This is a genomic window from Blastococcus sp. KM273128 (assembly GCF_021698975.1).
Lineage (GTDB): Bacteria > Actinomycetota > Actinomycetes > Mycobacteriales > Geodermatophilaceae > Blastococcus.
Genome location: NZ_SSXA01000072.1, coordinates 1 through 20,871 on the forward strand (window position 1 = coordinate 1; position 20,871 = coordinate 20,871).

At 73.2% G+C, this 20,871-nt stretch carries 16 protein-coding genes, 4 pseudogenes and 1 other annotated feature; of the genes and pseudogenes, 9 read left to right on the forward strand and 11 right to left on the reverse strand.

Translation table 11 applies throughout. The features are described from left to right. Nucleotides 1–111 precede the first annotated feature (111 nt). Nucleotides 112–582 (forward strand): annotated as a pseudogene (locus E9529_RS17155) (transposase); the annotation flags it as partial. A gap of 369 nt (nucleotides 583–951) precedes the next feature. On the opposite strand, the pseudogene E9529_RS17160 reads toward E9529_RS17155, so the two are convergent. From E9529_RS17160 to E9529_RS17185, 6 genes and pseudogenes are all read right to left on the reverse strand, one after another. Further along, nucleotides 952–1,359: pseudogene (locus E9529_RS17160) on the reverse strand (transposase); the annotation flags it as partial. A 15-nt stretch (nucleotides 1,360–1,374) separates the two neighbouring features. Beyond that, nucleotides 1,375–1,695, reverse strand: a pseudogene (locus E9529_RS17165) (integrase core domain-containing protein); the annotation flags it as partial. A gap of 7 nt (nucleotides 1,696–1,702) precedes the next feature. Then, on the reverse strand, nucleotides 1,703–3,079 hold the full coding sequence (locus E9529_RS17170; protein WP_236832502.1) for an IS30 family transposase: 1,377 nt from the start codon (nucleotides 3,077–3,079) through the stop codon (nucleotides 1,703–1,705). Between the two features lie 81 nt (nucleotides 3,080–3,160). Next, a pseudogene (locus tag E9529_RS17175) lies at nucleotides 3,161–3,763 on the reverse strand (IS3 family transposase); the annotation flags it as partial. Next, nucleotides 3,674–3,802: a sequence feature (AL1L pseudoknot), on the reverse strand. It overlaps the preceding pseudogene by 90 nt. Continuing rightward, the gene (locus E9529_RS17180) at nucleotides 3,760–4,098 is read right to left on the reverse strand and encodes a transposase (protein WP_236832487.1); all 339 of its coding nucleotides are present in this window, start codon (nucleotides 4,096–4,098) and stop codon (nucleotides 3,760–3,762) included. (Overlaps the previous feature by 43 nt.) The gene E9529_RS17180 and the pseudogene E9529_RS17175, both read right to left, overlap by 4 nt. Nucleotides 4,099–4,339: 241 nt before the next feature. Continuing rightward, nucleotides 4,340–5,572 carry an acyltransferase family protein gene (locus E9529_RS17185; protein WP_236832488.1) on the reverse strand — a complete coding sequence of 411 codons (1,233 nt, stop codon included), beginning with the start codon at nucleotides 5,570–5,572 and terminating at the stop codon, nucleotides 4,340–4,342. Between the two features lie 298 nt (nucleotides 5,573–5,870). Between E9529_RS17185 and E9529_RS17190 the strand changes: the two genes are divergently transcribed. After that, nucleotides 5,871–6,851, forward strand: a complete 981-nt coding sequence (locus E9529_RS17190; RefSeq protein WP_236832489.1) for a polysaccharide lyase — start codon at nucleotides 5,871–5,873, stop codon at nucleotides 6,849–6,851. Between the two features lie 3 nt (nucleotides 6,852–6,854). Here the strand turns inward: E9529_RS17190 and E9529_RS17195 are convergent, their stop codons facing one another. Together E9529_RS17195 and E9529_RS17200 are read right to left on the reverse strand one after the other, a co-directional pair. Next, on the reverse strand, nucleotides 6,855–8,186 hold the full coding sequence (locus tag E9529_RS17195) for a hypothetical protein (protein WP_236832490.1): 1,332 nt from the start codon (nucleotides 8,184–8,186) through the stop codon (nucleotides 6,855–6,857). 54 nt (nucleotides 8,187–8,240) lie between these two features. Then, nucleotides 8,241–9,560, reverse strand: a complete 1,320-nt coding sequence (locus E9529_RS17200; RefSeq protein WP_236832491.1) for a UDP-glucose/GDP-mannose dehydrogenase family protein — start codon at nucleotides 9,558–9,560, stop codon at nucleotides 8,241–8,243. Nucleotides 9,561–9,872: 312 nt separating this feature from the next. Here E9529_RS17200 and E9529_RS17205 point away from each other — a divergent pair, with 312 nt between their 5' ends. The 5 genes from E9529_RS17205 to E9529_RS17225 all read left to right on the forward strand — a co-directional run bounded on the left by E9529_RS17205 (nucleotide 9,873) and on the right by E9529_RS17225 (nucleotide 17,114). Continuing rightward, nucleotides 9,873–11,369, forward strand: a complete 1,497-nt coding sequence (locus tag E9529_RS17205) for an O-antigen ligase (protein ID WP_236832492.1) — start codon at nucleotides 9,873–9,875, stop codon at nucleotides 11,367–11,369. A 115-nt stretch (nucleotides 11,370–11,484) separates the two neighbouring features. After that, nucleotides 11,485–12,450, forward strand: a complete 966-nt coding sequence (locus E9529_RS17210; protein ID WP_236832493.1) for a glycosyltransferase — start codon at nucleotides 11,485–11,487, stop codon at nucleotides 12,448–12,450. Further along, nucleotides 12,447–13,517: a glycosyltransferase family 4 protein gene (locus E9529_RS17215; protein WP_236832494.1), complete on the forward strand. Its 1,071-nt coding sequence runs from the start codon at nucleotides 12,447–12,449 to the stop codon at nucleotides 13,515–13,517. Before E9529_RS17210 ends, E9529_RS17215 begins: the two co-directional genes overlap by 4 nt. A gap of 109 nt (nucleotides 13,518–13,626) precedes the next feature. Further along, nucleotides 13,627–15,333, forward strand: a complete 1,707-nt coding sequence (locus E9529_RS17220) for a polysaccharide biosynthesis tyrosine autokinase (protein ID WP_236832495.1) — start codon at nucleotides 13,627–13,629, stop codon at nucleotides 15,331–15,333. A gap of 272 nt (nucleotides 15,334–15,605) precedes the next feature. Continuing rightward, entirely contained in the window at nucleotides 15,606–17,114 is a 1,509-nt protein-coding gene (locus E9529_RS17225) for a sugar transferase (protein ID WP_236832496.1), read from the forward strand. Here the strand turns inward: E9529_RS17225 and E9529_RS17230 are convergent. Beyond that, the gene (locus E9529_RS17230) at nucleotides 17,108–18,220 is read right to left on the reverse strand and encodes a glycosyltransferase family 4 protein (protein WP_236832497.1); all 1,113 of its coding nucleotides are present in this window, start codon (nucleotides 18,218–18,220) and stop codon (nucleotides 17,108–17,110) included. The genes E9529_RS17225 and E9529_RS17230 overlap by 7 nt on opposite strands. Before the next feature lie 9 nt (nucleotides 18,221–18,229). Continuing rightward, on the reverse strand, nucleotides 18,230–19,069 hold the full coding sequence (locus E9529_RS17235; protein ID WP_236832498.1) for an ATP-grasp fold amidoligase family protein: 840 nt from the start codon (nucleotides 19,067–19,069) through the stop codon (nucleotides 18,230–18,232). 247 nt (nucleotides 19,070–19,316) lie between these two features. On the opposite strand from E9529_RS17235, the gene E9529_RS17240 reads away from it, so the two are divergent. After that, nucleotides 19,317–20,117, forward strand: coding sequence for a hypothetical protein (locus tag E9529_RS17240; RefSeq protein WP_236832499.1), 801 nt, complete (start codon nucleotides 19,317–19,319; stop codon nucleotides 20,115–20,117). 30 nt (nucleotides 20,118–20,147) lie between these two features. Here E9529_RS17240 and E9529_RS17245 read toward each other — a convergent pair whose 3' ends face one another. Then, a complete protein-coding gene (locus E9529_RS17245) occupies nucleotides 20,148–20,321 on the reverse strand; it encodes a hypothetical protein (protein ID WP_236832500.1) in 174 nt (57 codons plus the stop codon). Between the two features lie 276 nt (nucleotides 20,322–20,597). On the opposite strand from E9529_RS17245, the gene E9529_RS17250 reads away from it, so the two are divergent. Then, on the forward strand, nucleotides 20,598–20,837 hold the full coding sequence (locus E9529_RS17250) for a hypothetical protein (protein WP_236832501.1): 240 nt from the start codon (nucleotides 20,598–20,600) through the stop codon (nucleotides 20,835–20,837). The last annotated feature ends 34 nt before the right edge of the window (nucleotides 20,838–20,871 follow it).

Genomic DNA, 20,871 nt, shown 5'->3' on the forward strand with positions numbered 1-20,871 from the left:
GGCCGAACCGTCACACCCCAATGCCAGAATCACGCACCGGCGGCCCACCGAGTCGCATCCCGATGATCACCGATGGGCGGGCGAAAGATCCGGGTTAGGGCCACTGTCACGCAGGTCCGCAGCCTGGAAAGGCAGTTGGAGGGGTCTTTTGGCCAGCACCCGGCCGCTGAGATCCTGCTGAGCCAGCCCGGGCTCGGCGGCATCCTCGGCGCCCGGGTGCTGGCCGAGTTCGGCGACGACCCGACCCGCTACGCCAACCCCAAGGCCCGCAAGAACTACGCCGGAACTGCGCCAATCACCAAGGCCTCGGGCACCCGTCGCGCCGTCCTCGCCCGGGTAGCCACCAACAAACGGCTACGCGACGCGCTCCACCTGCAGGCCTTCGCCGCGCTGACGAACTCGCCGGGCGCCCGCGCCTACTACGACGAGCACCGCGCCCGCGGCGCCGGACACAACCAGGCGCTGCGAGCAGTCAGCAATCGACTGGTCGGCATCCTGCACGGCTGCCTGCGACACGGCCGTCCCTACGACGAGGCCACCGCCTGGCCCCGCTACCAACCCGATTCTCGGGCAGCTGCTTGAACCTTCGAACCGTGGGATGTCTAATGCCGCTCAGACTCCACGCCAGCGTCTCCGCATGGCCCGACTGGTCATCAAGGAGGGCTGGCCCAAGGTTCGGGCTGCCGAGTTCTTCGGGGGGCGCGTGAAAGACCGCCGATTGGTGGGCCGAGCCATACCGGCTGCTGGGCAGGACCGGCATGTTCGATCGCTCCAGCCGACCACACTCCAGCCCCAACAAGATCGGTGCGCCGAAGACGAAGCGGATCGTGTCTCTGCGGCTGCGCAAGCGGTGGGGCGCGGTCCGGCTCGGGGCCGAGACCGGCGTGGCGCCCTCGACCGCCGGGGCGGTGCTGCACCGCTGCGGGATCAGACATCCCATGGGCTTAGGCGTCAAGCCGCAGCCGCGTTGATCGAGGGCCATGCGGTGGTCTCGTCGTAGCCGGTTCTGGTCTTCAGGCAGCCGTGCAGGATGCCGACGAGCCGGTTGCCCAGCTGTCGGAGGGCGGCGTGGTGGGAGACGCCGCGGGCGCGGATGGTGTCGTAGTACGCCCGTGCCCCCGGTGAGGCGGTGAGCGCGCAGAACGCCCACTGGTGGGCGGCGTCGGCGAGGTGCTTGTTGCGGGCGTAGCGGGCCAGCACGATGCGGCGGGTTCCCGAGGCACGGGTGATCGGGGAGGTGCCGGCGTAGTTCTTCCGGGCCTTGGCGTTGGCGTAGCGGGCGTGGTCGTCGCCGAACTCGGCGAGCACCCGGGCGCCCAGGATCGGTCCCAGCCCGGGCTGGCTGGTCACGATCTCAGCTGAACCGCCCCGGGTTCAGTGGAGGCTCGGTTCTGCCGCCTCGATGCTCTCGAGGGCGGTGATCTGACGGTAGTGCTGCTGTTCGTACTCGGAGGGCGGAATGTTCCCGCAGGCGCCGTGCAGCCGCCGGTTGTTGAACCAGTCGACCCATTCCAGGGTGGCGATCTCGACCTGGTCGAGCCCGCGCCAGGGGCCGCGGCGCCGAATCACCTCGGTCTTGAACAGGCCGATCAGCGACTCGGCGGCGGCGTTGTCGTAGGAGTCACCGACCGAGCCGACCGATCCCACGGCGCCGATCTCGGCCAGCCGTTCGGTGTAGCGGATCGCCAGGTACTGCCCGGACTCAACTGGTCCTCGCAACACCAGCCTGTACCGCCGAGAGTAAGTGCTGGTCGAGTGCCTCGGCGGGGGTCTGCCATCCCAGCGTCTTGCGGGGCCTGCCGTTCAAGGCCGCGGCGACGGCCTCGAGGTCGTCGGTGGTCCATCGCGATAGGTCGGTGCCCTTGGGGAAGTACTGCCGCAGCAGGCCGTTGGTGTTCTCGTTGGTGCCGCGCTGCCAGGGGCTGTGCGGATCGGCGAAGTACACCGCCAGGCCGGTGTCGATCTTCAACTGGACGTGCTGGGCGAGCTCCTTGCCGCGGTCCCAGGTCAGCGAGCGCCGCAGCTGGTCGGGCAGCGTGCCGATCTTCGCGGTAATCGCGTCGCGCATGGCTTCGGCGCCGTAGCCGGCCAGCGCGGGCCCATTCTTCACGCGCGGCTCGACCCCGTAGCCGGCCATCCGCGGCAGGTGCAGCAGCATGGTGAACCTCGTCGTGCGCTCCACCAGCGTGCCGATCGCCGACCGGTCGGTGCCGATGATCAGGTCGCCCTCCCAGTGCCCGGGGATGGCCCGATCGTCGGCCTCGGCGGGCCGCTCGCTGATCATCACCTCCGGCGTGACGTGGCCCTGGGCGCGCTGCCGGGTACGCGCTCGCGGCACCCGCAACGCCCGGCCGGTCCGCAGGCACGCGACCAACTCGCGCTTGAGCGCACCCCGACCTTGCACGTAAAGGGCCTGGTAGATCGCCCCATGCGAGATCCGCATGGACTCATCTTCGGGGAAGTCGACCGGCAACCGGCGGGCGATCTGCTCCGGACTCCACGCGGTCGCCCATCGGCGATCTTGTCGGCGAGGCTTGTTCCGGCCCTTCCACTCCGGCGTGATGGGGCCGGCCGCCACGGTGCCGTCCGGGCGCTGGATCGCCCCGGCCAGCCGGTCTTGGACGTAGTCGCGCAACCGGTCGTTCTCGACGAGCTTGGCCGCCTTGGGTCGGCGGGCCATCAACTCCGCCTTCCACTGCGCGATTCCGGCTCGATAGTCCAGCCGTCCACCCCGCGTGGCGGCGTTGCGGCGCAGCTCCCGCGAGATCGTCGAGGGCGCCCTTCCCAGCCGCCGGGCAATCTCGCGGACCCCCACGTTCCGCGCTCGCAGTAGCGCGATCTCCTCCCGCTCTGCGAACGACAGATATCTACCCGACGACGGAGCCAGGTCAATCAGGGGCATGCCGCCGCGTTCCCGGAACCACCGCGACCCCACCGGCCCCGACACGCCACACGCAACCGCCGCGTCCTCGCTGGTCAACCCCTCTGCGACCTTCGTCCAGAACGCGCGCTCGACATCGCGCCGGATCGGCGGCCTGCCCGGCGAACGCATCGCCGGCCGCCCCGTGATCGTCGTCATCCATCCTGGCGGTCGTCCCATCAGCACACCCTTTTCGTCGGGGTGTTGCGACGACCGCTTGAATCCGCCCTGCACCCCGCGGTCGGAGTGGTGGATCAGCCCGGCCAGGTCCGCGCCCTCGCGACTGCGCTGCCAGATGGCGTGCTCCAGGGCATCGAGGGCGAGATCGGCCCGCAGGCTGGTCGAGGCCCGCCAGCCCACGATCCGGCGGGAGAACAGGTCGGTGACGAAGGCGAGATAGACGAAGCCGGACCAGGTGGCGACGTAGGTGATGTCGGCGACCCAGCGACGGTTGGGCGCCGGGGCGGTGAAGTCGCGTTCGAGCAGGTCCCCGGGGCGGGCGGCCAGTTCGGCCGGCACGGTGGTGCGGCGGGTCCTGCCGCGGATCGCGCCGGCCAGGCCGTCGGCACGCATCAGCCGCTCGACGGTGCAGCGGGCCACCGGCAGACCCTCGCGGTGCAGCTGCCGCCACATCTTGCGCACCCCGTAGACGCCGTAGTTGTCCCGGTGGACCCGCCGGATCTGCGCGAGCAGCTGCTCGTCTCGCAGCGCCCGCGCCGATCGCGGCCTCGTCCTCGCGGCGTAGTAGGTGCTCGGGGCGATCTTGGCGCCGGCGTCGGTCAGGACCCGGCAGATCGGCTCGACCCCGAAATGCTTCCGGTGAGCGTCGATGTAGGCGATCAGCGTGGCTGTGGGCGGTCGAGCTCCGCCGCGAAGAAAGCCGACGCGGTCTTCAGGATCGCGTTCGCCCGCCGCAGCTCGCGGTTCTCCCGCTCCAGCGCGATCAGCCGGGCCCGATCGCCGGTGGGCACCCCGGGCCGCTCGCCGTCATCGACCAGGACCTGCTTGACCCAGTTCCGCAGCGTGTCGGTGTTGATGCCCAGCTGCTCACCCACCCGCCGGCAGGCGCCGGTCACGGTCATCGCATCGTCAGGGCTGTCGACAAGATCACGCACCAGTCGGATGGCCCGATCCCGGACCTCGTCGGGGTACTTCCTCGGTGCCGCCATGGCTTCCATCCTTCGGGGGTTGGAAGCCTCCATCAATCCCGGGGCGGTTCATCCACCCATCAGCCGCTTGACCAACCTCCCCGGTCACTTCAGCTAGGTGACGTGAGACTTTGGCGTGGCGTAGCTGATGGCCTTGTGGAATCTCCAGGTCGAGGCGCCCGTGCAACTTCTGCTTGTCACCACACGTCGACGGAGTGCCTCCGCCGGCTGGCCGCGATGCGAGGGCCGCTCATGCCTACGCGGGGCCCCGCTACCGCTTTGGGGTGTGGCCGGCTCCGCCCGTGCTGACCGGCAGCGAGCCACCGCGCAGCCGCCGCTCGAGCGGCTTCTCCACCACCGTGAACAGCACGTAGGCGCTCGCGATCGAGACGACCAGCGCCAGCGCCGTCGCCCAGAGCGCCATCGCCAGCGTGGTGGGCATCAGCACGTAGTCGATCGCCCGGATCACCAGCTGGTGGGTGAGGTAGAAGGCGAACGACCACTCGCCAAGCTTCACCAGCACCGGGTGGCGGAACACCGACGGGCGCCCGTCCAGGTCGGCCTGCGCCGCCGTCGCGATGGTGAGCGCGAACGGGATGAAGGGGATCGCGACCCAGATCAGGTACGCCGGGGCGTAGGCGGCGATCACGTAGGCGACGGCGACCAGCGCCAGCGAGCCGCCCAGCCCGATCCGCCGGATCCGGCGCCCCTCCTTGACCCACAGCGCGATCAGGATGCCGAGGCAGAACTCCCAGAGCCGCTGCAGCGGGAAGATGAAGATCGCCCAGTCGGCCACCGTCTCGCCGTGCGTCAGCGGCGCCAGCACGATCGGCGGCACGATCACCAGCAGGCAGAGCACCCCGGCTGCGATCCAGCGCGCCCGCTCCGAGAGCCGCAGCGCCTGCACGATGAGCAGCGGGAACATCGCGTAGAAGAACATCTCGCACGAGATCGACCACGTGACGCCGTTGCCGGCCCAGTAGTACTCGTTGTCGGGGATCCACGCGTGCAGGCCGACGAACGACGGCGCCATGTGCCACAGGAGCTCCCCGGTCTCCTCCGGCCGGGCCAGCGCGTTCAGCGGGATGAACGCGATCACCGCCACCCAGTACGCGGGCGCGATGCGGGCGAACCGCCGCCGGTAGAAGGGGCCGGCCCGGTCACCGGGGCGGTGGGTCCAGGTGAGCACGAACCCGCTCAGGATGAAGAAGAAGCTCACCCCGGCCGCGCCCGGCTCCAGGAACGGGTAGAGCGCGTCGCCCTCCGGCGTCGTCTCGAACGTGGCGATGGTGTGCGAGCCGAAGACCAGCAGCGCGGCGATGAACCGCAGCCCCGTCAGCGAGTCCAGCCGGGCGGTCGGCCGCGCCGGGGTGGGGCCGGACGACGACGCCCGGGGGCGCGCCGGGATCGCTGCCGGGCGCCCCGACGTGCGTTCACCCGCGTGCTGACCGGCCGACCGGGCGGGGGTGCCACGAGAGGTCGTACCGGGACGAGGAGCCGACACCGTCAGCCCTCCAGAGGCGCGGCGGGCACCTCGGGCTGCTCGTCGACGTCGCACCTCGGGAAGATCATCGCGTCCCACAGTAAGCGCTCCGCGCGGTCGCCGCTTTTCGTCAGGGAACCCGGGGGGTGAACACCTCGTTGCCCACTGCGTGGCGGTCACTCTGCGGTCACGACCTCTCGGTGGGTAACCTCGGGCGCCCCGCCCGTGGTCACCCGGCGCGGGTTCGCGCCCTGCGAGCCGGCCGCCGTCCGGGGCGCTGCGCCGCCCACCGTGCCGAGACCATGACTTTGAGGGGACCGTGACGACTCGAGGACGCCACCGGTTCCCGCTCGCCCTGGTGGTGACGGCGTCCCTCGTGCTGACCGCCTGCGGCTCCGACGAGCCCGGCCCCCGCGAGGGCGAGGCCCCGCACGCCACGGCCGAGCCGACGTCCACCCCCATCGAGTCCACCACCGTCCCGCGCGCCGACCTCGAGCCCGTCCCGACGACCGGCGACCGCTTCGAGATCACCCGCCCGACCGACGCCTCGCCCTCCGGCTCGGAGTCGGCCGAGGAGGTCGCGGAGCCCGAGCAGGTGTGGAGCTACCAGGACGGCGACCTCTCCGACTGGAGCGAGGTGCAGGGCGCCCGCCCCGAGCAGGTACGGGTCGTCGAGGAGCCGGTGCGCCCCGGCTACGAGTACTCCGGCGCCTTCTCCGCGCGCCCGGGCGACTTCACCTTCGGCGTCGACACCACCATCCGCGGCGAGGTGCGCTCCACCATCGAGGAGGCCGGCGTCCCCCGCGAGGGCGACGTGCAGTGGTACTCGTGGTCCACCTACTTCCCCGAGGACTTCTTCTGGGACGGCGGCGACGAGTTCCTCATCTACACCCAGTGGCACCAGACGGCGAACGAGGGCTCGCCCAACGTCGACCTCTGGGTCACCGACGGCCCCGAGCCCGAGATCCGGCTCTCCATCCGCGGTGGGCTGCAGGGGCGCGAGTCCGCCGAGCACGTCGCCACCTACGACCTCGGCCCGCTGGAGCGGGGGGTGTGGCTCGACCACGTCGTCCGCATCGAGTGGTCCACCCAGCCCGACGAGGGCAACGTGCAGGTCTGGATCAACGGCGACCGCGTGGTCAACGCCGTCGGCGCCACCCTGTTCGAGGGCCAGAGCATCTACTTCAAGCAGGGCATCTACGCCGCCAGCAACACCCGGCGCGAGCACACCGTCTACTTCTCCGACGCCCGCTGGGGCGAGTCGCGGGAGAGCGTCGCCATCGAACCGGCGACCGACTGACGGCTACTGCGCCGCTGACGCCGGCGAGCCCAGCGGGTTCTTGCCGGTCGGGGCGGCCGCCTGCTCGTCGACGGGCTCGCCGTCGGCCGGCCCCTCCGCGTCGGGCGGCGTCTGCGGCACCACCCGGACGGCGACCAGCCAGCTCACCAGCGACATGGTCGCCGCCGCGACCACCAGCCCCACCATCAGCCCGGTGCGGCCCCACACCGCGGTGAGCGCCACCGGCAGGAACACCGCGATCGGCGCCACGCCGATGCGCACCCGCAGCGCCGCCTTGGTGTTGCGGGAGCCGCGCATCGCCAGCAGCGCGCCGTGGGTGATGCCGAACAGCACCATCTGCGCGCTCACCGCGGCCACCAGCCAGCCCGAGCCCCACGACTCCCCGAACAGCGCCCGGCCCACGTCCTCGGGCAGCAGCACCAGCACCGTGCCGTAGACGACCGCCACCCCGGCCAGCGCCAGCGACGCCATCCGGCCGATGCGCAGCCCGCGGCCGGCGTCGGACTCCACCGCGCGCGCCACCATCGGCAGGCAGATGACGCTCGCCGCGGCGACGGTGATGTTGAGCGGGCCGTTGGCCACCTGCGCGGCCTTCAACTGGCCCAGCAGCGCCGTGCCGGCCACCAGCGGCAGCACGAAGATCGTCAGCTGCCCCGAGCCCGACGAGAGCGCGAAGTCGCCCAGCAGCGGGCCGGACACCGGCCACATCGCCTTCAGCCGCTCCCGCAGCCGCACCGGCTCCCGCCGGATGCCGAAGGCCACCAGCCCGATGACGTCGGCCAGCAGGGCGCCGAGGATCCACAGCGCCAGCACCGCCGCCGTGCCCGCGATCACCCCGGTCAGCGCCAGCACGGTGGCCACGACCATGACGACCAGCCACACGCCGTCCAGCAGCACCGCCCGGCCGGGCCGCTGCTCGAGGAACCCGACGTAGCGCAGCGCGTCCTGGAGCAGCAGCACCGGCAGGCCGAGGAAGAACACCGCCCAGGCCACGTCCACCGGGGTGGCCAGCAGCAGCAGCCCGACCGGGATGCCGAGCGCGCCCACCGCCGTCGCCGACACCGCGGCCACCAGGTGCACCGGTGCGCCCTTGAGCACGTTCCGCTGCGTGATCAGCAGCGGGTCCAGGACGGCGGCGCGCGTCCCGCCCAGCAGCAGCCAGTAGATGCTGTAGATCAGCGCGAACTCACCGAAGACGGCGGCGCTGACCCCGGTGGCGATCGCCACCGACAGCAGCATGTTGCTGGCGCTGGAGATCGCCTGGTCGGCGACGGTGAGCCCCCGGCTGACCAGCTTGCCGCCGCGCACGGCACGGCCGACGCGTCGGATCACCACGGGCGTTCGCAGGGGGTCAGGGGCACGGCAGGGTTGATCGGCGGGAGCAGCAGGTCAGCCGGCGCGGCGGCCGAGCGCCCGGTAGGTCCAGCCGGCGGCGGTCCACGCCTCGCGGTCGAGGGCGTTGCGCCCGTCCAGCACGCGCTTCTGCTTGACCACCCGGCCGAAGGCCTCCGGGTCCAGCTGGCGGTACTGCTGCCACTCGGTGAGCACCAGCACGGCGTCGGCGCGCTCGGCGGCCTCCTCCGGCGTCGCCGCATAGTCCAGCTGCGGCCACTGCCGGCGGCTGTTCTCGATCGCGGCCGGGTCGGTCACCCGCACGACGGCGCCCTGCAGCTGCAGCTGCGCGGCGACGTTGAGCGCCGGCGAGTCGCGGATGTCGTCGCTGTCGGGCTTGAACGCCGCGCCCAGGACGGCGACCCGCTTGCCCAGCAGCGAGCCGTCGCAGACCTCGCGGGCCAGCTCCACCATGCGGATGCGGCGGCGCATGTTGATGTTGTCGACCTCGCGCAGGAACGTCAGCGCCTGGTCGGCACCCAGCTCGCCGGCGCGGGCCATGAAGGCGCGGATGTCCTTGGGCAGGCAGCCGCCGCCGAAGCCGAGGCCGGCGTTGAGGAACTTGCGGCCGATGCGGTCGTCGAAGCCGATCGCGTCGGCCAGCAGCTTCACGTCGGCGCCGGTGGCCTCGCACAGCTCGGCCATCGCGTTGATGAAGGAGATCTTCGTGGCGAGGAACGAGTTGGCCGCCGTCTTCACCATCTCGGCGGTGGCGTAGTCGCTCTCCACCTTCGGGGTGCCGCGCTCGACGATGGAGGCGTACACCTCGTCGAGCAGCGCCCGGGCGGTGTCGCCGTCGGCGCCGGCGGGCAGGCCGTAGACCAGCCGGTCGGGGTGCAGCGTGTCCTGCACGGCGAAGCCCTCGCGCAGGAACTCCGGGTTCCAGGCCAGCAGCGCGCCGGGCGCCTTGGCGTCGATCAGCTCGGCCAGCCGCGCCGCCGTCCCCACCGGGACGGTGGACTTGCCGACGACGAGCTCACCGGGGGAGAGGACGGCGAGCAGCGACTCGACCGCACCCTCCACGTAGCGCATGTCCGCGGCGTACTCGCCGCGCTTCTGCGGCGTGCCCACGCAGACGAAGTGGACGGCGGAGCCGGCGGCGTCGGCGAAGTCGGTGGAGAAGCGCAGCCGCCCGGTGGCCAGGGTGCGCTCCAGCAGCTCCTCGAAGCCGGGCTCGAAGAACGGCGCCTCGGCCTTGGAGAGCGAGGCGATCTTGGCGTCGTCGACGTCGATGCCCACGACCTCGTGACCCAGCTCGGCCATCGATGCGGCGTGGACGGCGCCCAGGTACCCGCAGCCGATGACCGAGATCTTCACGCAGTGCTCCTGTGGTTCCGGTGATGTGTTCCGCCGCGCCGGCCGGGGTGGTTCCCCCGGCCCGTCCGCCACGGGACACCCGCCATGTTCGACCACGGACCGGCCCCGACGCCAGCGGGGCGGCTCCGGGCAGCGCGGAGAATCGACCGTGCAGGTGGAGTCGGACACGATCGGGTGTGACGGCGGTCGCAGGCCGCCGGGCGGGTGCCGCGCCGTGGCATTGTCGAGGGTCGGCCCGCGTGCAACGCTGCGCGGCAGCCGGTGTGGACCGTGTCGCCCGGGCGGGGCGCCGGCGGGCGGGAAGGGGTCGAGGTGGGCGACGCGCTGACCAGAACCGTGCCGCGCACGCTGGCCGTCTGCGTGCTCGCCGTCGCGGGGCTCACCGCCGCCGCGGCCTACGAGCCCGTCCTGGTGCTCCTCGGCGTCCTCGCCGTCCCCGTGTTCGTCTGGGGCGTCACCCACCCCAAGCGCTTCATCGCCGTCGCCGTCCTCGTGGCCATCTTCGGCAAGACGGCGGCCCAGGTGACCGGCAGCAGCGCGGTGGACCTGCTCGACGAGCTCGCGATCGCCTCCTCGCTGGTGGTCTGCGTCGGGCCGCGGCTCCTCAGCGGCCAACCGCTGCGCAGCTTCCCCGGCCTGCCGTGGTGGGCGCTCTACGGCGTGCTCGGCGTGGTCAGCGGGCTGGCCGCGGGCGTGCCCCTCGTCGTCCTGGGCTCCGGCGCCGCCCTCGCCGGCAAGGGCATGCTGCTCGCCTTCGCGGTGGCGCAGCTGCAGTGGACCGGCGACGACGTCCGCCGCCTGGCCAAGGGCGGCGTCGGCGTCCTCCTGTTCATCATCTTCTGCTGCCTGGTGAACCTGGCCATCCCGCAGACCTGGCAGAGCACGGTCGGCAACATCGACCAGCTCAGCTTCCGCTCGGCGATCCCGTCGCTGATCGGCCCGTTCGTCGAGCCCGGCACGCTCGGGATCATGGCGGCGCTGGGCTTCCTCGGCGTCGTCGCGTGGAACACCACGATGGGCTCGACCCGCTTCACCTGGCTGCTCTCCGCCGGCATGGCCCTGGTCGCGATCCTGTCGTTCCGGCGCAAGACCTGGCTGGGGATGATGGGCAGCTTCCTGTGGCTGACCTCCCGCGCCGGCCGGTCGGGCGTCTTCGCAGGGGCGGTCACCGCCGTCACCGGGATCGTCATCCTCTTCTGGTCGACGCTGCTCAACGCCCTGCAGGGCATCGTCGCCACCTACATCGACGAGTCCGAGGGCACCGCGGCGCGCACGCTGATGACCCGCGACTCCTTCTTCGTCGCCCAGGACTACTTCCCGCTCGGCGCCGGCTTCGGTCGCTTCGGCTCCGACACCGCCTCGGAGTTCTACAGCCCGCTGTACCTCGAGCGCGGCTACCAGAACGTGTGGGGCCTCTCCGAGCGCACCGGGAACGCGATGTTCCTCACCGACACCATGTGGCCGGCGGTGCTCGGCGAGACCGGCTTCCTCGGGATGCTGGCCTTCCTGATCGCGCTCGTCGCCGTCTTCCGGCGGCTGCGCCGGCTCTCCCGCGACGCCGACCCGGTCGCCCGCTTCCTCGGCCTCACCGGGATCGCCTGGATCTTCCAGTACCTGCTGGAGTCCACCGGCAACCCGGTGTTCGTCTCCCCGCCCTCCTACATCCCCCTCTTCCTCCTGATCGGCCTGCTGGGATCGTTCGGTGGCCGAGCCCCCGACAGCGCCCCCGGCAGCGACGACGCCGGGGCGCCGGCCGCCGGGGAGCGGGGCGACGGGGCGCGGGCCGGGCAGCCCGTCGCCGTCGGCTGACCGGCGCCACCCCAACCGGCGACATCGCGAGCGCGAGGTCGATTGCGCGTCCCGGCCCCTTTACGCTTCGGTGGTGCCACCACGACGGGATCGAGCCGAACCGGCAGGTGAAGGGGTGGAGTTGACCGCTGCACTCAGCGGCAAGCGCGCGCTCCTGGTCGCCTCGACCGGCGGCCACCTCGCCCAGATCGTGCGCTGGTCCGAGCGGTTCGGGCTCCAGCCGGACTCCGTCTTCGCCACCTTCGACTCCGAGCAGAGCCGCTCGCTGCTGCGCGACCGCCGCGTGGTCACCCTCGAGTACGTGCCCCCCCGCGGGCTGGTGCCGGCCGTCCGCGCCGGCATCCGGCTGCACCGGGCCACCCGCCGCGAGCGCTTCGACGTCGTCCTGAGCACCGGTGCCGCCGTCGGCATCGCCGCCTGGGCCATCGCGCAGCTGCGGCGGCTCCCGTTCGTCTACATCGAGAGCGTCTCGCGCTTCGACGGGCCCTCGGCCACCGGCCGCATCCTCGAGCGGCTCCCGCGGGCGCGGCGCTACAGCCAGCACGCCGGCTGGGCCGACCGCCCCGGCTGGCAGCTCGGCCCCTCGCTGCTCGACGACTTCACCGCCGTCCCGGCGGCCGACCGCCCGGCCCGGGACGGCGAGGGGCGCCGCATCTTCGTGAGCCTCGGCACCATCAAGCCGTTCCGCTTCGACGCGCTGGTCGACGCCGTCCGCGACCGGATGCGCCCCGGCGACACCGTCACCTGGCAGCTCGGCGTCACCACCCGCGACGACCTGCCCGGCGAGGTGACCCAGGAGCTGCGCGCCGAGGAGTTCGACCGGCTGGTGGCCGAGAGCGACGTCTTCGTCACCCACGCCGGTGTGGGCACCCTGCTCCGCGCCCTGGAGCTCGGCGTCCGCCCGGTCGTCGTCCCGCGGGTGGCGGCGCGCGGCGAGCACGTCGACGACCACCAGCTGCAGGTGGCCCGCGAGCTCGCGGAGCGCGGGCTGGTGCTGCTGCGGGAGCCCGGCGAGCTGACCAGCGAGGAGCTCGACCCCTCGGGCGTGGTGATCCGCCGATCCGGGGACGCGCCGGCGTGACCCGCCCCTCGCGACCTGCGCTGCGCGTGACGCAGATCGGCAACGCGTCGCAGGGGCGCGGCGGTGTCTCCTCGGTGGTGCGCACGACGAACACCTGGGCCGGCCCCGACCTCGAGGTGCGCGAGTGGCCCACCTACTGGCACGGCGACCGGCGGCGCACGCTGACCGCCTTCTGGTCCACCTTGCTGAACGTGCTGACCAGCGAGGTGCGGCCCACCGACGTGTGGCACTTCCACCTGACCCAGCACGGCTCCTTCCTGCGCGAGGGCCTGCTGCTGGCCCTCGCCCGCCGGCGCGGGGTCTGCTGCACCGTCCTGGTGCACGGCTCGCAGTTCGTCGCCTTCGCCGAGGGCAACCGCCGGCTCGCCCGCCTGGTGCTGCGGCTGCCCGGGGTGGTGTTCGTGCTCACCGAGCCCGCCGCCGAGGTGGTGCGCTCGCTCGGCATCGAGCCCGTCCGGGTCGCCAACAGCGTGCCGATCGAGGAGGAGCCGGTCGGCGCGGACCGCTCGGGCTTCGTCTTCGCCGGGGAGATCGGCCCGCGCAAGGGCGCCGACGTGCTGCTCGACGCCTGGTCGGCGGCCCGGCCCGACGGCCAGCAACTCGTCCTGTTCGGCGACCTCGCGCCGCAGTTCCGGCTGCCCGACCCGCTCCCCGGCGGGGTGGTGTTCGAGGGCCCGGTGTCGCCCGAGCAGGTGCGCGCCCGCCTGCGGACGGCGGTGGCGCTGGTGCTGCCCAGCAGAGCGGAGGCGATGCCGATGATCATCCTGGAGTCGATGAGCCTGGCGACGCCGGTCATCGCCAGCGACGTCGGCCAGATCGCCGAGGTGGTCGACGACACCGGCATGGTGGTCCCGCCCGCCGACGCCGACGCGCTGGGGACGGCGATCCGCCGGATGGCCGGCTCACCGGAGCTGGCACAGGGGCTCGGGCGCCGGGCGTGGGACCGTGTAAGGGCCCGGCACTCCAACGCCGTCGTGCGCACGGTCTTCGTCGAGCACTGGCGAAAGTGCGTGGAAGAGGCCCGAACGGGTGACGCCACGCGCCAGAATCGGGCGCAGGATATCTAGCCTAGGGCGTTCGGCAACTGGACGTGTCGAACGGGGGGCAGACGCGGTCCCGCGCGGCTCGCGGCTGCGGTCCACACCCGTGGGCCTCGATCACGGAGACGAGGAAGTAGTGGAATTCAGAGACACCATCGCGGCGATCCGGGCCGGGTGGTTCCTGCCCGTGATCGGGATGCTCCTGGGCGGGGGCGTCGGGGCGGCGATGGCCCTGATGATGACGCCGACCTACACCTCCTCCGCGCAGGTGTGGGTGACCTCCACCGACGCCACCTCCACGACCGCCGCGTTCCAGGGCAGCCAGTTCGCCCAGAACCGGGTGGCCTCCTACGTCCAGATCCTCGGCAGCGAGCGCCTCGCCGAGGGCGTCATCGAGCGGCTGGACCTCGACCTCACCCCCTCGGGCCTGCAGCAGCGGGTCGAGCCGTCGGTGGTGCCGGACACCACCGTCCTGGGGATCACGGTCACCGACACCTCGCCGCAGCGGGCGCGTGACATCGCCGCGGCGGTCGCCGCCGAGTTCACCGAGCTCGTCATCGAGGTGGAGACGACCACCACCACGCCCACCGAGCCCGACGCCGAGCCGGTCACGACCGTGCCGGTGAAGGTGACCGTCCTGGACACCCCCGAGGTCGCCGAGCAGCCCACCGCCCCGAACCTGTACGCGAACATCGCCGTCGGCGTCCTCATCGGCCTGCTGGTGGGCCTCGCGCTCGCCTACGCCCGGGTGCGCCTGGATCGCTCGGTGCGCGACGCGAAGGTCGCCTCCGACGTCGCCGGCGCCCCGGTCATCGGCACCATCGCCCGCGACCCGAAGCTCGCCTCCGGGCACGTGCTGGAGCGCAACAGCCGGTCGGGCGCCGCCGAGGCCTTCCGCCAGCTGCGCACCAACCTGCAGTTCCTCAACGTGGACCAGCCGCCGCGGGTGATCATGGTCTCCAGCGCGGTCGCCGCCGAGGGCAAGAGCACCGTCGCGGTCAACCTCGCCCTCACCCTGGCCGAGGGCGGGCACCGGGTCGCGCTGGTCGAGTCCGACCTGCGGCACCCGCGGGTGGTCCGCTACCTCGGGCTCGTCGACGGGGCCGGGCTGACCAGCACGCTCACCGGCGCCGCCGAGCTCGACGACGTCCTCCAGCCCTACGGCAACGGCCGGCTCTCGGTGCTCGGCGCCGGGTCGATCCCGCCGAACCCCAGCGAGCTGCTCGCCTCCGACCAGCTGCGCGCCGTCGTCGACCAGCTCCGGGCCACCCACGACTACGTCATCGTGGACACGCCCCCGCTGCTTCCGGTCGCGGACGCCAGCGCCGTCGCCGTGGTGATGGACGGGGTGCTGCTCACCGCGCGCCAGGGGAAGACCCGGCGCGAGGAGCTCGAGCGCGCCGCGGCCGTCCTCGACCGGGTCGGCGCGCGCATGCTCGGCGTCATCCTCACCATGGCCCCGCCGTCGTCGTCGCCGGCCGCCTACGGGTACGACGGGGACGCCCCCACGGAGCCCGAGCCGAAGCCCCGGCCCGCCGCCGCCCAGGAGAAGTCCCAGGCGCCGGGCCGGCGAACGGGGGACGACGCGCCTGCCGCGCCGACCGAGTCGGCCGCGCCGGCCGCGCAGGCTGAACCTGCCGAGCCGACCGCGCCCACCGCGCCGGCCGGTGCCACGCGGGTGGAGCCGGCCGCGGAGACGCCGGACGGGGTGGTGACCGGGCCGCCGACCGATCCGGCCGCCGGGCCGCGCGTCCAGGTGCCGACGGGGCCGGCGACCACCGAGATCTCCGCGGTCGGGCCGCCGTCCCCGCCGCAGCGCACCGATCAGGGCAGCCGCAGCTGACCCGTGCCCGGGTGCGTGCCGCGCGACGGGCACGGGTGTGACCTGGACCGCTGACGGTCCGTGAGTGGACCTATCCACTACGTACAGTTATGTCGTAAGCGAGCCAAATCGTCACAGAACCGCTAACGTCTAGCCCGGCGGTCCGACAGGACGAGGTAAAGGCGCCTCTCTGTTCGCTCGTGCTGACTCCGCGTGATCGCCGGGTGGGGCAGCGTTGTGGTCGGGCCGTCCGGACCACACCACACGCGACGCACCAGGGGGCTCGTTCACCCATGCAGGTTTCTCACGACCAGACGACTCGTGAGGTGCTGCCGGCCACGGTGCGGTCCCGCTTCCCCGGCCTGCGCCGCCTGAGGGGTGAGGGCACCGAGGCGCGCCGGGCCTGGCGCGCTGCCTACGTGCGCAGCATCGTGCTCGGGGACGCGGTCGCCGCCGTGCTCGCCGCCACGATCGGCTACTTCGGCCGGTTCGGCACCGACGTCGACGGCGCCGCCCAGTACTCGCTGTGGGCCGCGCTGGTCATGCCCGTGGTGTGGGTGGCCGCCATGCACATCGGCCGCAGCTACGAGGAGCGCTTCCTCTGGGTGGGGGCCGAGGAGTTCCGGCGGGTGCTGCACGCCGCCGCCGTCCTGCTGGCCGCGGTCGCCGTCGTCTCCTGGGGCCTGGACCTCCGCGTCGCCCGCGGGTTCGTCGTCATCGCACTCCCGGTCGCGACCGTGCTGACCCTGCTGCAGCGCTACCTGCGCCGGCAGGCGCTGCACCGGGCCCGTGCCGGCGGGGCGTTCCAGCAGACGACGCTCGTCGTCGGGCACCGCAACGCCGTCGCCTCGCTGCACGCCGAGCTGGACCGCGCCGGCTACCACGGCTACCGGGTCATCGGCTGCTGCCTGCCCGACGGCCGGGCCGCCGACCGCCCCACCGACTTCGACGGCCTGCCGGTGCTCGGCGGCCTGGACGAGGTGCTCGACGTCGTGCAGCGGTTCGAGGTCGACACCGTCGCCGTCATGCCCTGCCCCGAGCTGGACGGGCCCTCGCTGCGCCGCCTGGGCTGGGACCTGGAGAAGACCGAGGCCGAGCTGCTGCTGGCCCCCGCCGTGACCGAGGTCGTCGGCCCCCGGGTGGCGATCCGCCCGGTGTGCGGCCTCCCGCTGCTGCACGTGGAGCGGCCCGAGCTGCGCGGGGTGCGCCGGCTGGCCAAGACGGCGGTCGACGCCTCGCTGGCCGCCACGGCGCTGCTGCTGACGCTCCCGCTGTTCCTGCTCATCGCCCTGGCGCTGAAGACCACCAGCCGCGGGCCGGTGTTCTTCAAGCAGACCCGCGTCGGCCGCGACGGCCAGACCTTCTCCATGCTCAAGTTCCGCAGCATGGTGCAGGGCGCCGACAGGATGGCCGAGGTGCTGGAGGCCGACAACGACGGCAACGGCGTGCTCTACAAGCGCAAGGTCGACCCGCGCGTGACCCGCGTGGGCCGGGTGCTGCGCCGCTACTCCCTCGACGAGCTGCCGCAGCTGCTCAACGTGCTGCGCGGCGACATGAGCCTCGTCGGCCCGCGCCCGCCGTTGCCCAGCGAGACCGAGCGCTACGGCTTCGACATGCGCCGCCGCTTCCTGGTCAAGCCGGGCATCACCGGGCTGTGGCAGATCAGCGGCCGCTCGGACCTCTCGTGGGACGACTCGGTGCGCATCGACGTCCGCTACGTGGAGAACTGGTCGCTGAGCTTCGACATGATGATCCTCTGGAAGACCCTCGGCGCGGTCATCCGCGGGCGCGGCGCCTACTGAGCGCCCGCCGCCTCCCGCCAGCAGGCGCGGATGGCGGCGTACATGGTGCGGGCGTCGAAGCCCGCCGCCCAGGTGTCGTAGGCGGCGCGGGCCATCCCGTCGCGCAGCCCGGGGTCGCGCAGCAGCCGCTCCAGGTGCCCGGCCAGGGCGTCGACGTCGCCCGGGGGCACGAGGAAGCCGTTCGCCCCGTGGGTGACCAGCTCCTCCATGGCGCCGACCGGGGTCGTCACCGCCGGGATGCCCCGGGACATCGCCTCGATGACCACCATCGGCAGCCCCTCGGCGTGACTGGGCAGCGCGAGCAGGTACGCCGTCCGCAGCAGCTCCTGGGCCTCCGCCCGGGGCAGCGAGCCGGCGTAGGTGATCCGCCCCGGACGGGTCCGGGTGGCCTCCTCCACCAGCGCGACGACGCGGGGGTCGGCCGGCGGGCCGGCGAGCACCAGCTCGGCGCCGGGGAGGTCGTCGAGCCGCTCGAAGGCGCGCAGCAGCTCGGGCACGCCCTTGCCCTCGTCGATCCGGCCCAGCAGGACCACCCGCTTCGGGTGGTCGGCAGGCCAGGGGGTCACCGGTGGGGCGCCGTCGGCCACGCCGTTGTGCACGACGCGCACCCGCTCGGCGGGCACGCCCAGCTCCTCGGTGACGACACGGGCCCACGGGTTGCCGAGGACCACCACGTAGGCGGCGCGGGCGTAGAACCGCTCGATCCGGCGGCGCAGCGCGGGCGAGGTGGTCCGGAGGAAGTCGCGGTAGCCGGCCCCGTGCAGGTGGATGCCGTAGGGGAGGCCGCGCGCGGCCCAGACGCGGGCGAACGCCATCTTCCGCCAGGTGCTGCCGCGGCTGGCGACGTGCAGGTGGGCGACGTCGGCGCGCGCGGTGCCGGCGGTGGCGAGCGCGTGGGCGAAGTTCGCTGCGCGCCGCGGTGCGGGGCCGATGCCGCCGGAGTCGACGACCCGCAGCCGCACGGGCACGGCGTCCAGCCCGTTCTGCGTCTCGAGCTCGGCGACGACGGAGGCCATCCCGCCGGGCTGGCTGCCGGTGGGGCCGACGCTCAGGACGCGGAGCGCGGGGTCAGCGGGGTGGGCGGGGCCGGTGCTGGGATCGGGCATCGGGCGGGATCAGCGGGCCGACGCGTCGTCGAGGTCGGGCAGCGTCCACTGCTCCCCGAGCCAGGCGTCGAAGGTGGGCGGCTCGAAGGGCAGCACACCCCCGCCCGGGTAGGGCGTGTACTCGCTGAACCAGATGACGCCGTCGACGTTGTAGAGGTCGACCCGCATGAAGTCGAACGGGCGGGCGAGCACCTCGGCCGCGTGGTTCAGGGCGGCCAGGTTCTCCGGCGGCGGGCCGGGCTCGCCGCTGCCCAGGGCGGTCGCGATGTGCAGCGGCTCCCAGTCGGCCGTGTAGAAGGTGCGCGAGTGCTGCTTGGTGAAGCGGCCGGTGTCCACCGACATCGCGGCGATCTTGCCGTCGAACATCAGGTACTTGTAGTCGTCGGGCGGCGTGACGCCGTCGCCGATGGCCTCCTCGATCACGTAGAGCGGCCGGGCCTGGCTGTAGGCCCACTCGCCCAGCAGCACGCTCTGGTCGTCGCGGAGCCAGGTCCGCGTCTCCGCGATCGTGCGGGCGTCGATCGTCTGCTCCGCCGTGCCGAAGCGGACCAGCCCGCTGCGGTGGTTGGGCTTGAGCACCCAGGGGCGGTCGAACACCCGGCCGGCGACCTCGGTGAGGTCGGTGCCGGACCAGAAGGTCTCCGGCACCGAGATGCCGGCCTCCTCGGCGACCGCGGCCGCGTGGTCCTTCATCGCCAGCTTGTCGCACGTCCAGGCCAGCACCGGGCGCCGGTCGTGCATGATCCGCCAGTTGATCTTCTCGCCGAAGGTCTGCGGGTCGCGCAGGCGCGGGAGGCGGCCGTGCCCCGCCAGGTAGAGGTACCGCCGCCGCAGGGGGAGGGGGAGCACCCCGGCGATCCTCCGGTGGGCCGGCTGGAAGAAGTGTCGGAGGCTCTCGTTCAAGCCGCTCCGGGGCATCCGGACCCCTTCTGGTGTGAGACGTGGGCACGCCGGCGGTGTCTGCTCCCGGGCGTGCCGTCGGCGCGCCCGCTGTCGGATCGACCCTAGTACCCGGCCTCCGGCGTGGCCGTTCCCCGGAACTGAACCACCCCATCGGAGGTTTCGGGCGGTGGACGGCCACGATCAGACTGGGGGTGTGCCCGACCAGGAGACCGCCCCCGCCCCCGTCACCGTCCTGCTCGTGTGCACCGGCAACATCTGCCGGTCGGCGATGGGCGAGGGGCTGGGCCGCTCCTACCTGCGCGGGCTCCTCGGCGAGGCGGCCGCCGACATCCGGCTGGTCAGCGCCGGCACCCGCGCGGTCGCCGGCTCCGCGATGCACCCCCGCAGCGCGCTGGTGATCTCCGGCTTCGGCGGCGACCCCGACGGGTTCGTGGCCCGGCAACTGGAGCCCGGCATGGTCACCGAGGCCGATCTCGTCCTCACCCTGACCCGGGACCACCGCCGCGAGGTGCTCGAGCTCGTGCCCCGGGCGCTGTCGCGCACGTTCACCCTCCGGGAGGCCGCGGCGCTGCTCGGCGCGCTGGAGGAGGGGCAGCCCGAGGGGGAGGCGTTCGCCGACCGGGCGCGCGGGCTGGTCGCCGCCCTGGCCGCGGCCCGCCCCGGGCGCCGGGGCGAGGAGGGCGACGACATCGCCGATCCGATCGGCCGCTCCCTCGAGGGACACGAGGAGGTCGGGCAGGCCGTCGCCGACGCCCTGCTGCCGATCCTGGCCGCGCTGATCTCGCTGCACCCCGACATCGAGGACGACGTGGTGGCCGGTCCCGTGCGGATCGCCGCGCACCTGGACCAGGGAAGTGCCGACGCCGCCCCGGACGAGCCGGGGGCGGGGAACGATGCGCTCCCGCCCGCGCTGGACCACCGGTCGGCGCGCCCGGGGCGGGCGCGGCGCGCGTTCGGCGCCTTCGGCCGCCGTCGGCGCCCGGCGAGCTCCTGAGACCGCGTCGCCCGGCCGGCGCCGGGCGGGCTACTGCCGGGTGACGGGCGGGGCGGCGGTCCACTCCGCGGGCACGAAGTCGGGCACCAGCGCGGCGTCCGCCGCCTGCCGCCGGTCGGCGGTGCGCACGGCCCGGCCGACGACGAGCGCCAGGAGCACGGCCAGCACCGTCCACACGGCCCCGAGGACCAGCACCCACGTCATGGGACCTTCCTAGGCGGGCCACGGGGTCCGCTCCGGCTCCGACGCGGGCAGAACCTGCCGAAAAAGTCCATCCCCGCATGTTTGGGGATCCGTGCTGGTCAGCCCGCGAGTCGCTTACCAGAACCCGTGACGACTCGCCGGGTGGGCCGGAAAATTCACTCGAACGGGCTTGGCGTTATGGAACCGTGACGCTACCTTGGCCGCGTGTCACGAAACGCTCACCGACAGTGGCGAAGCCTCCGACCCGGTCGTCGCCGGCGCCTCTCCCGGCGCCGCATGACGCAGCTCCTGCTCGCCCTCGTCGGGATCCTTCCCCTCAGCTACCCGCTCGTGCAGGACGGGGGCACCAGCACCGCCGCGCAGCAGTCGCCGCCGGCCGTCGAGTCCCGCGACTCCCGCCCCGCTCCGCAGCAGCCCGCCGCCACCCCTGAGGCCCCGGCCGTCGAGGTCCCGGCCGATCAGGCCGCCGGCGACCAGGCCGAGGCCCCGGCCGTCACCGAGGCGCCGGCGGCCTGATCGGCCGGGACCTCGACGGCCGGGGCCTCAGGGG

Coding starts and splice junctions, on each gene's coding strand:
- E9529_RS17170 (WP_236832502.1), bottom strand. CDS start 3,079: ATGACGACGATCACGGGGCGGCCGGCGATGCGTTCGCCGGGCAGGCCG.
- E9529_RS17180 (WP_236832487.1), bottom strand. CDS start 4,098: ATGGAAGCCATGGCGGCACCGAGGAAGTACCCCGACGAGGTCCGGGAT.
- E9529_RS17225 (WP_236832496.1), top strand. CDS start 15,606: ATGCAGGTTTCTCACGACCAGACGACTCGTGAGGTGCTGCCGGCCACG.
- E9529_RS17230 (WP_236832497.1), bottom strand. CDS start 18,220: ATGCCCGATCCCAGCACCGGCCCCGCCCACCCCGCTGACCCCGCGCTC.
- E9529_RS17245 (WP_236832500.1), bottom strand. CDS start 20,321: ATGACGTGGGTGCTGGTCCTCGGGGCCGTGTGGACGGTGCTGGCCGTG.
- E9529_RS17250 (WP_236832501.1), top strand. CDS start 20,598: ATGACGCAGCTCCTGCTCGCCCTCGTCGGGATCCTTCCCCTCAGCTAC.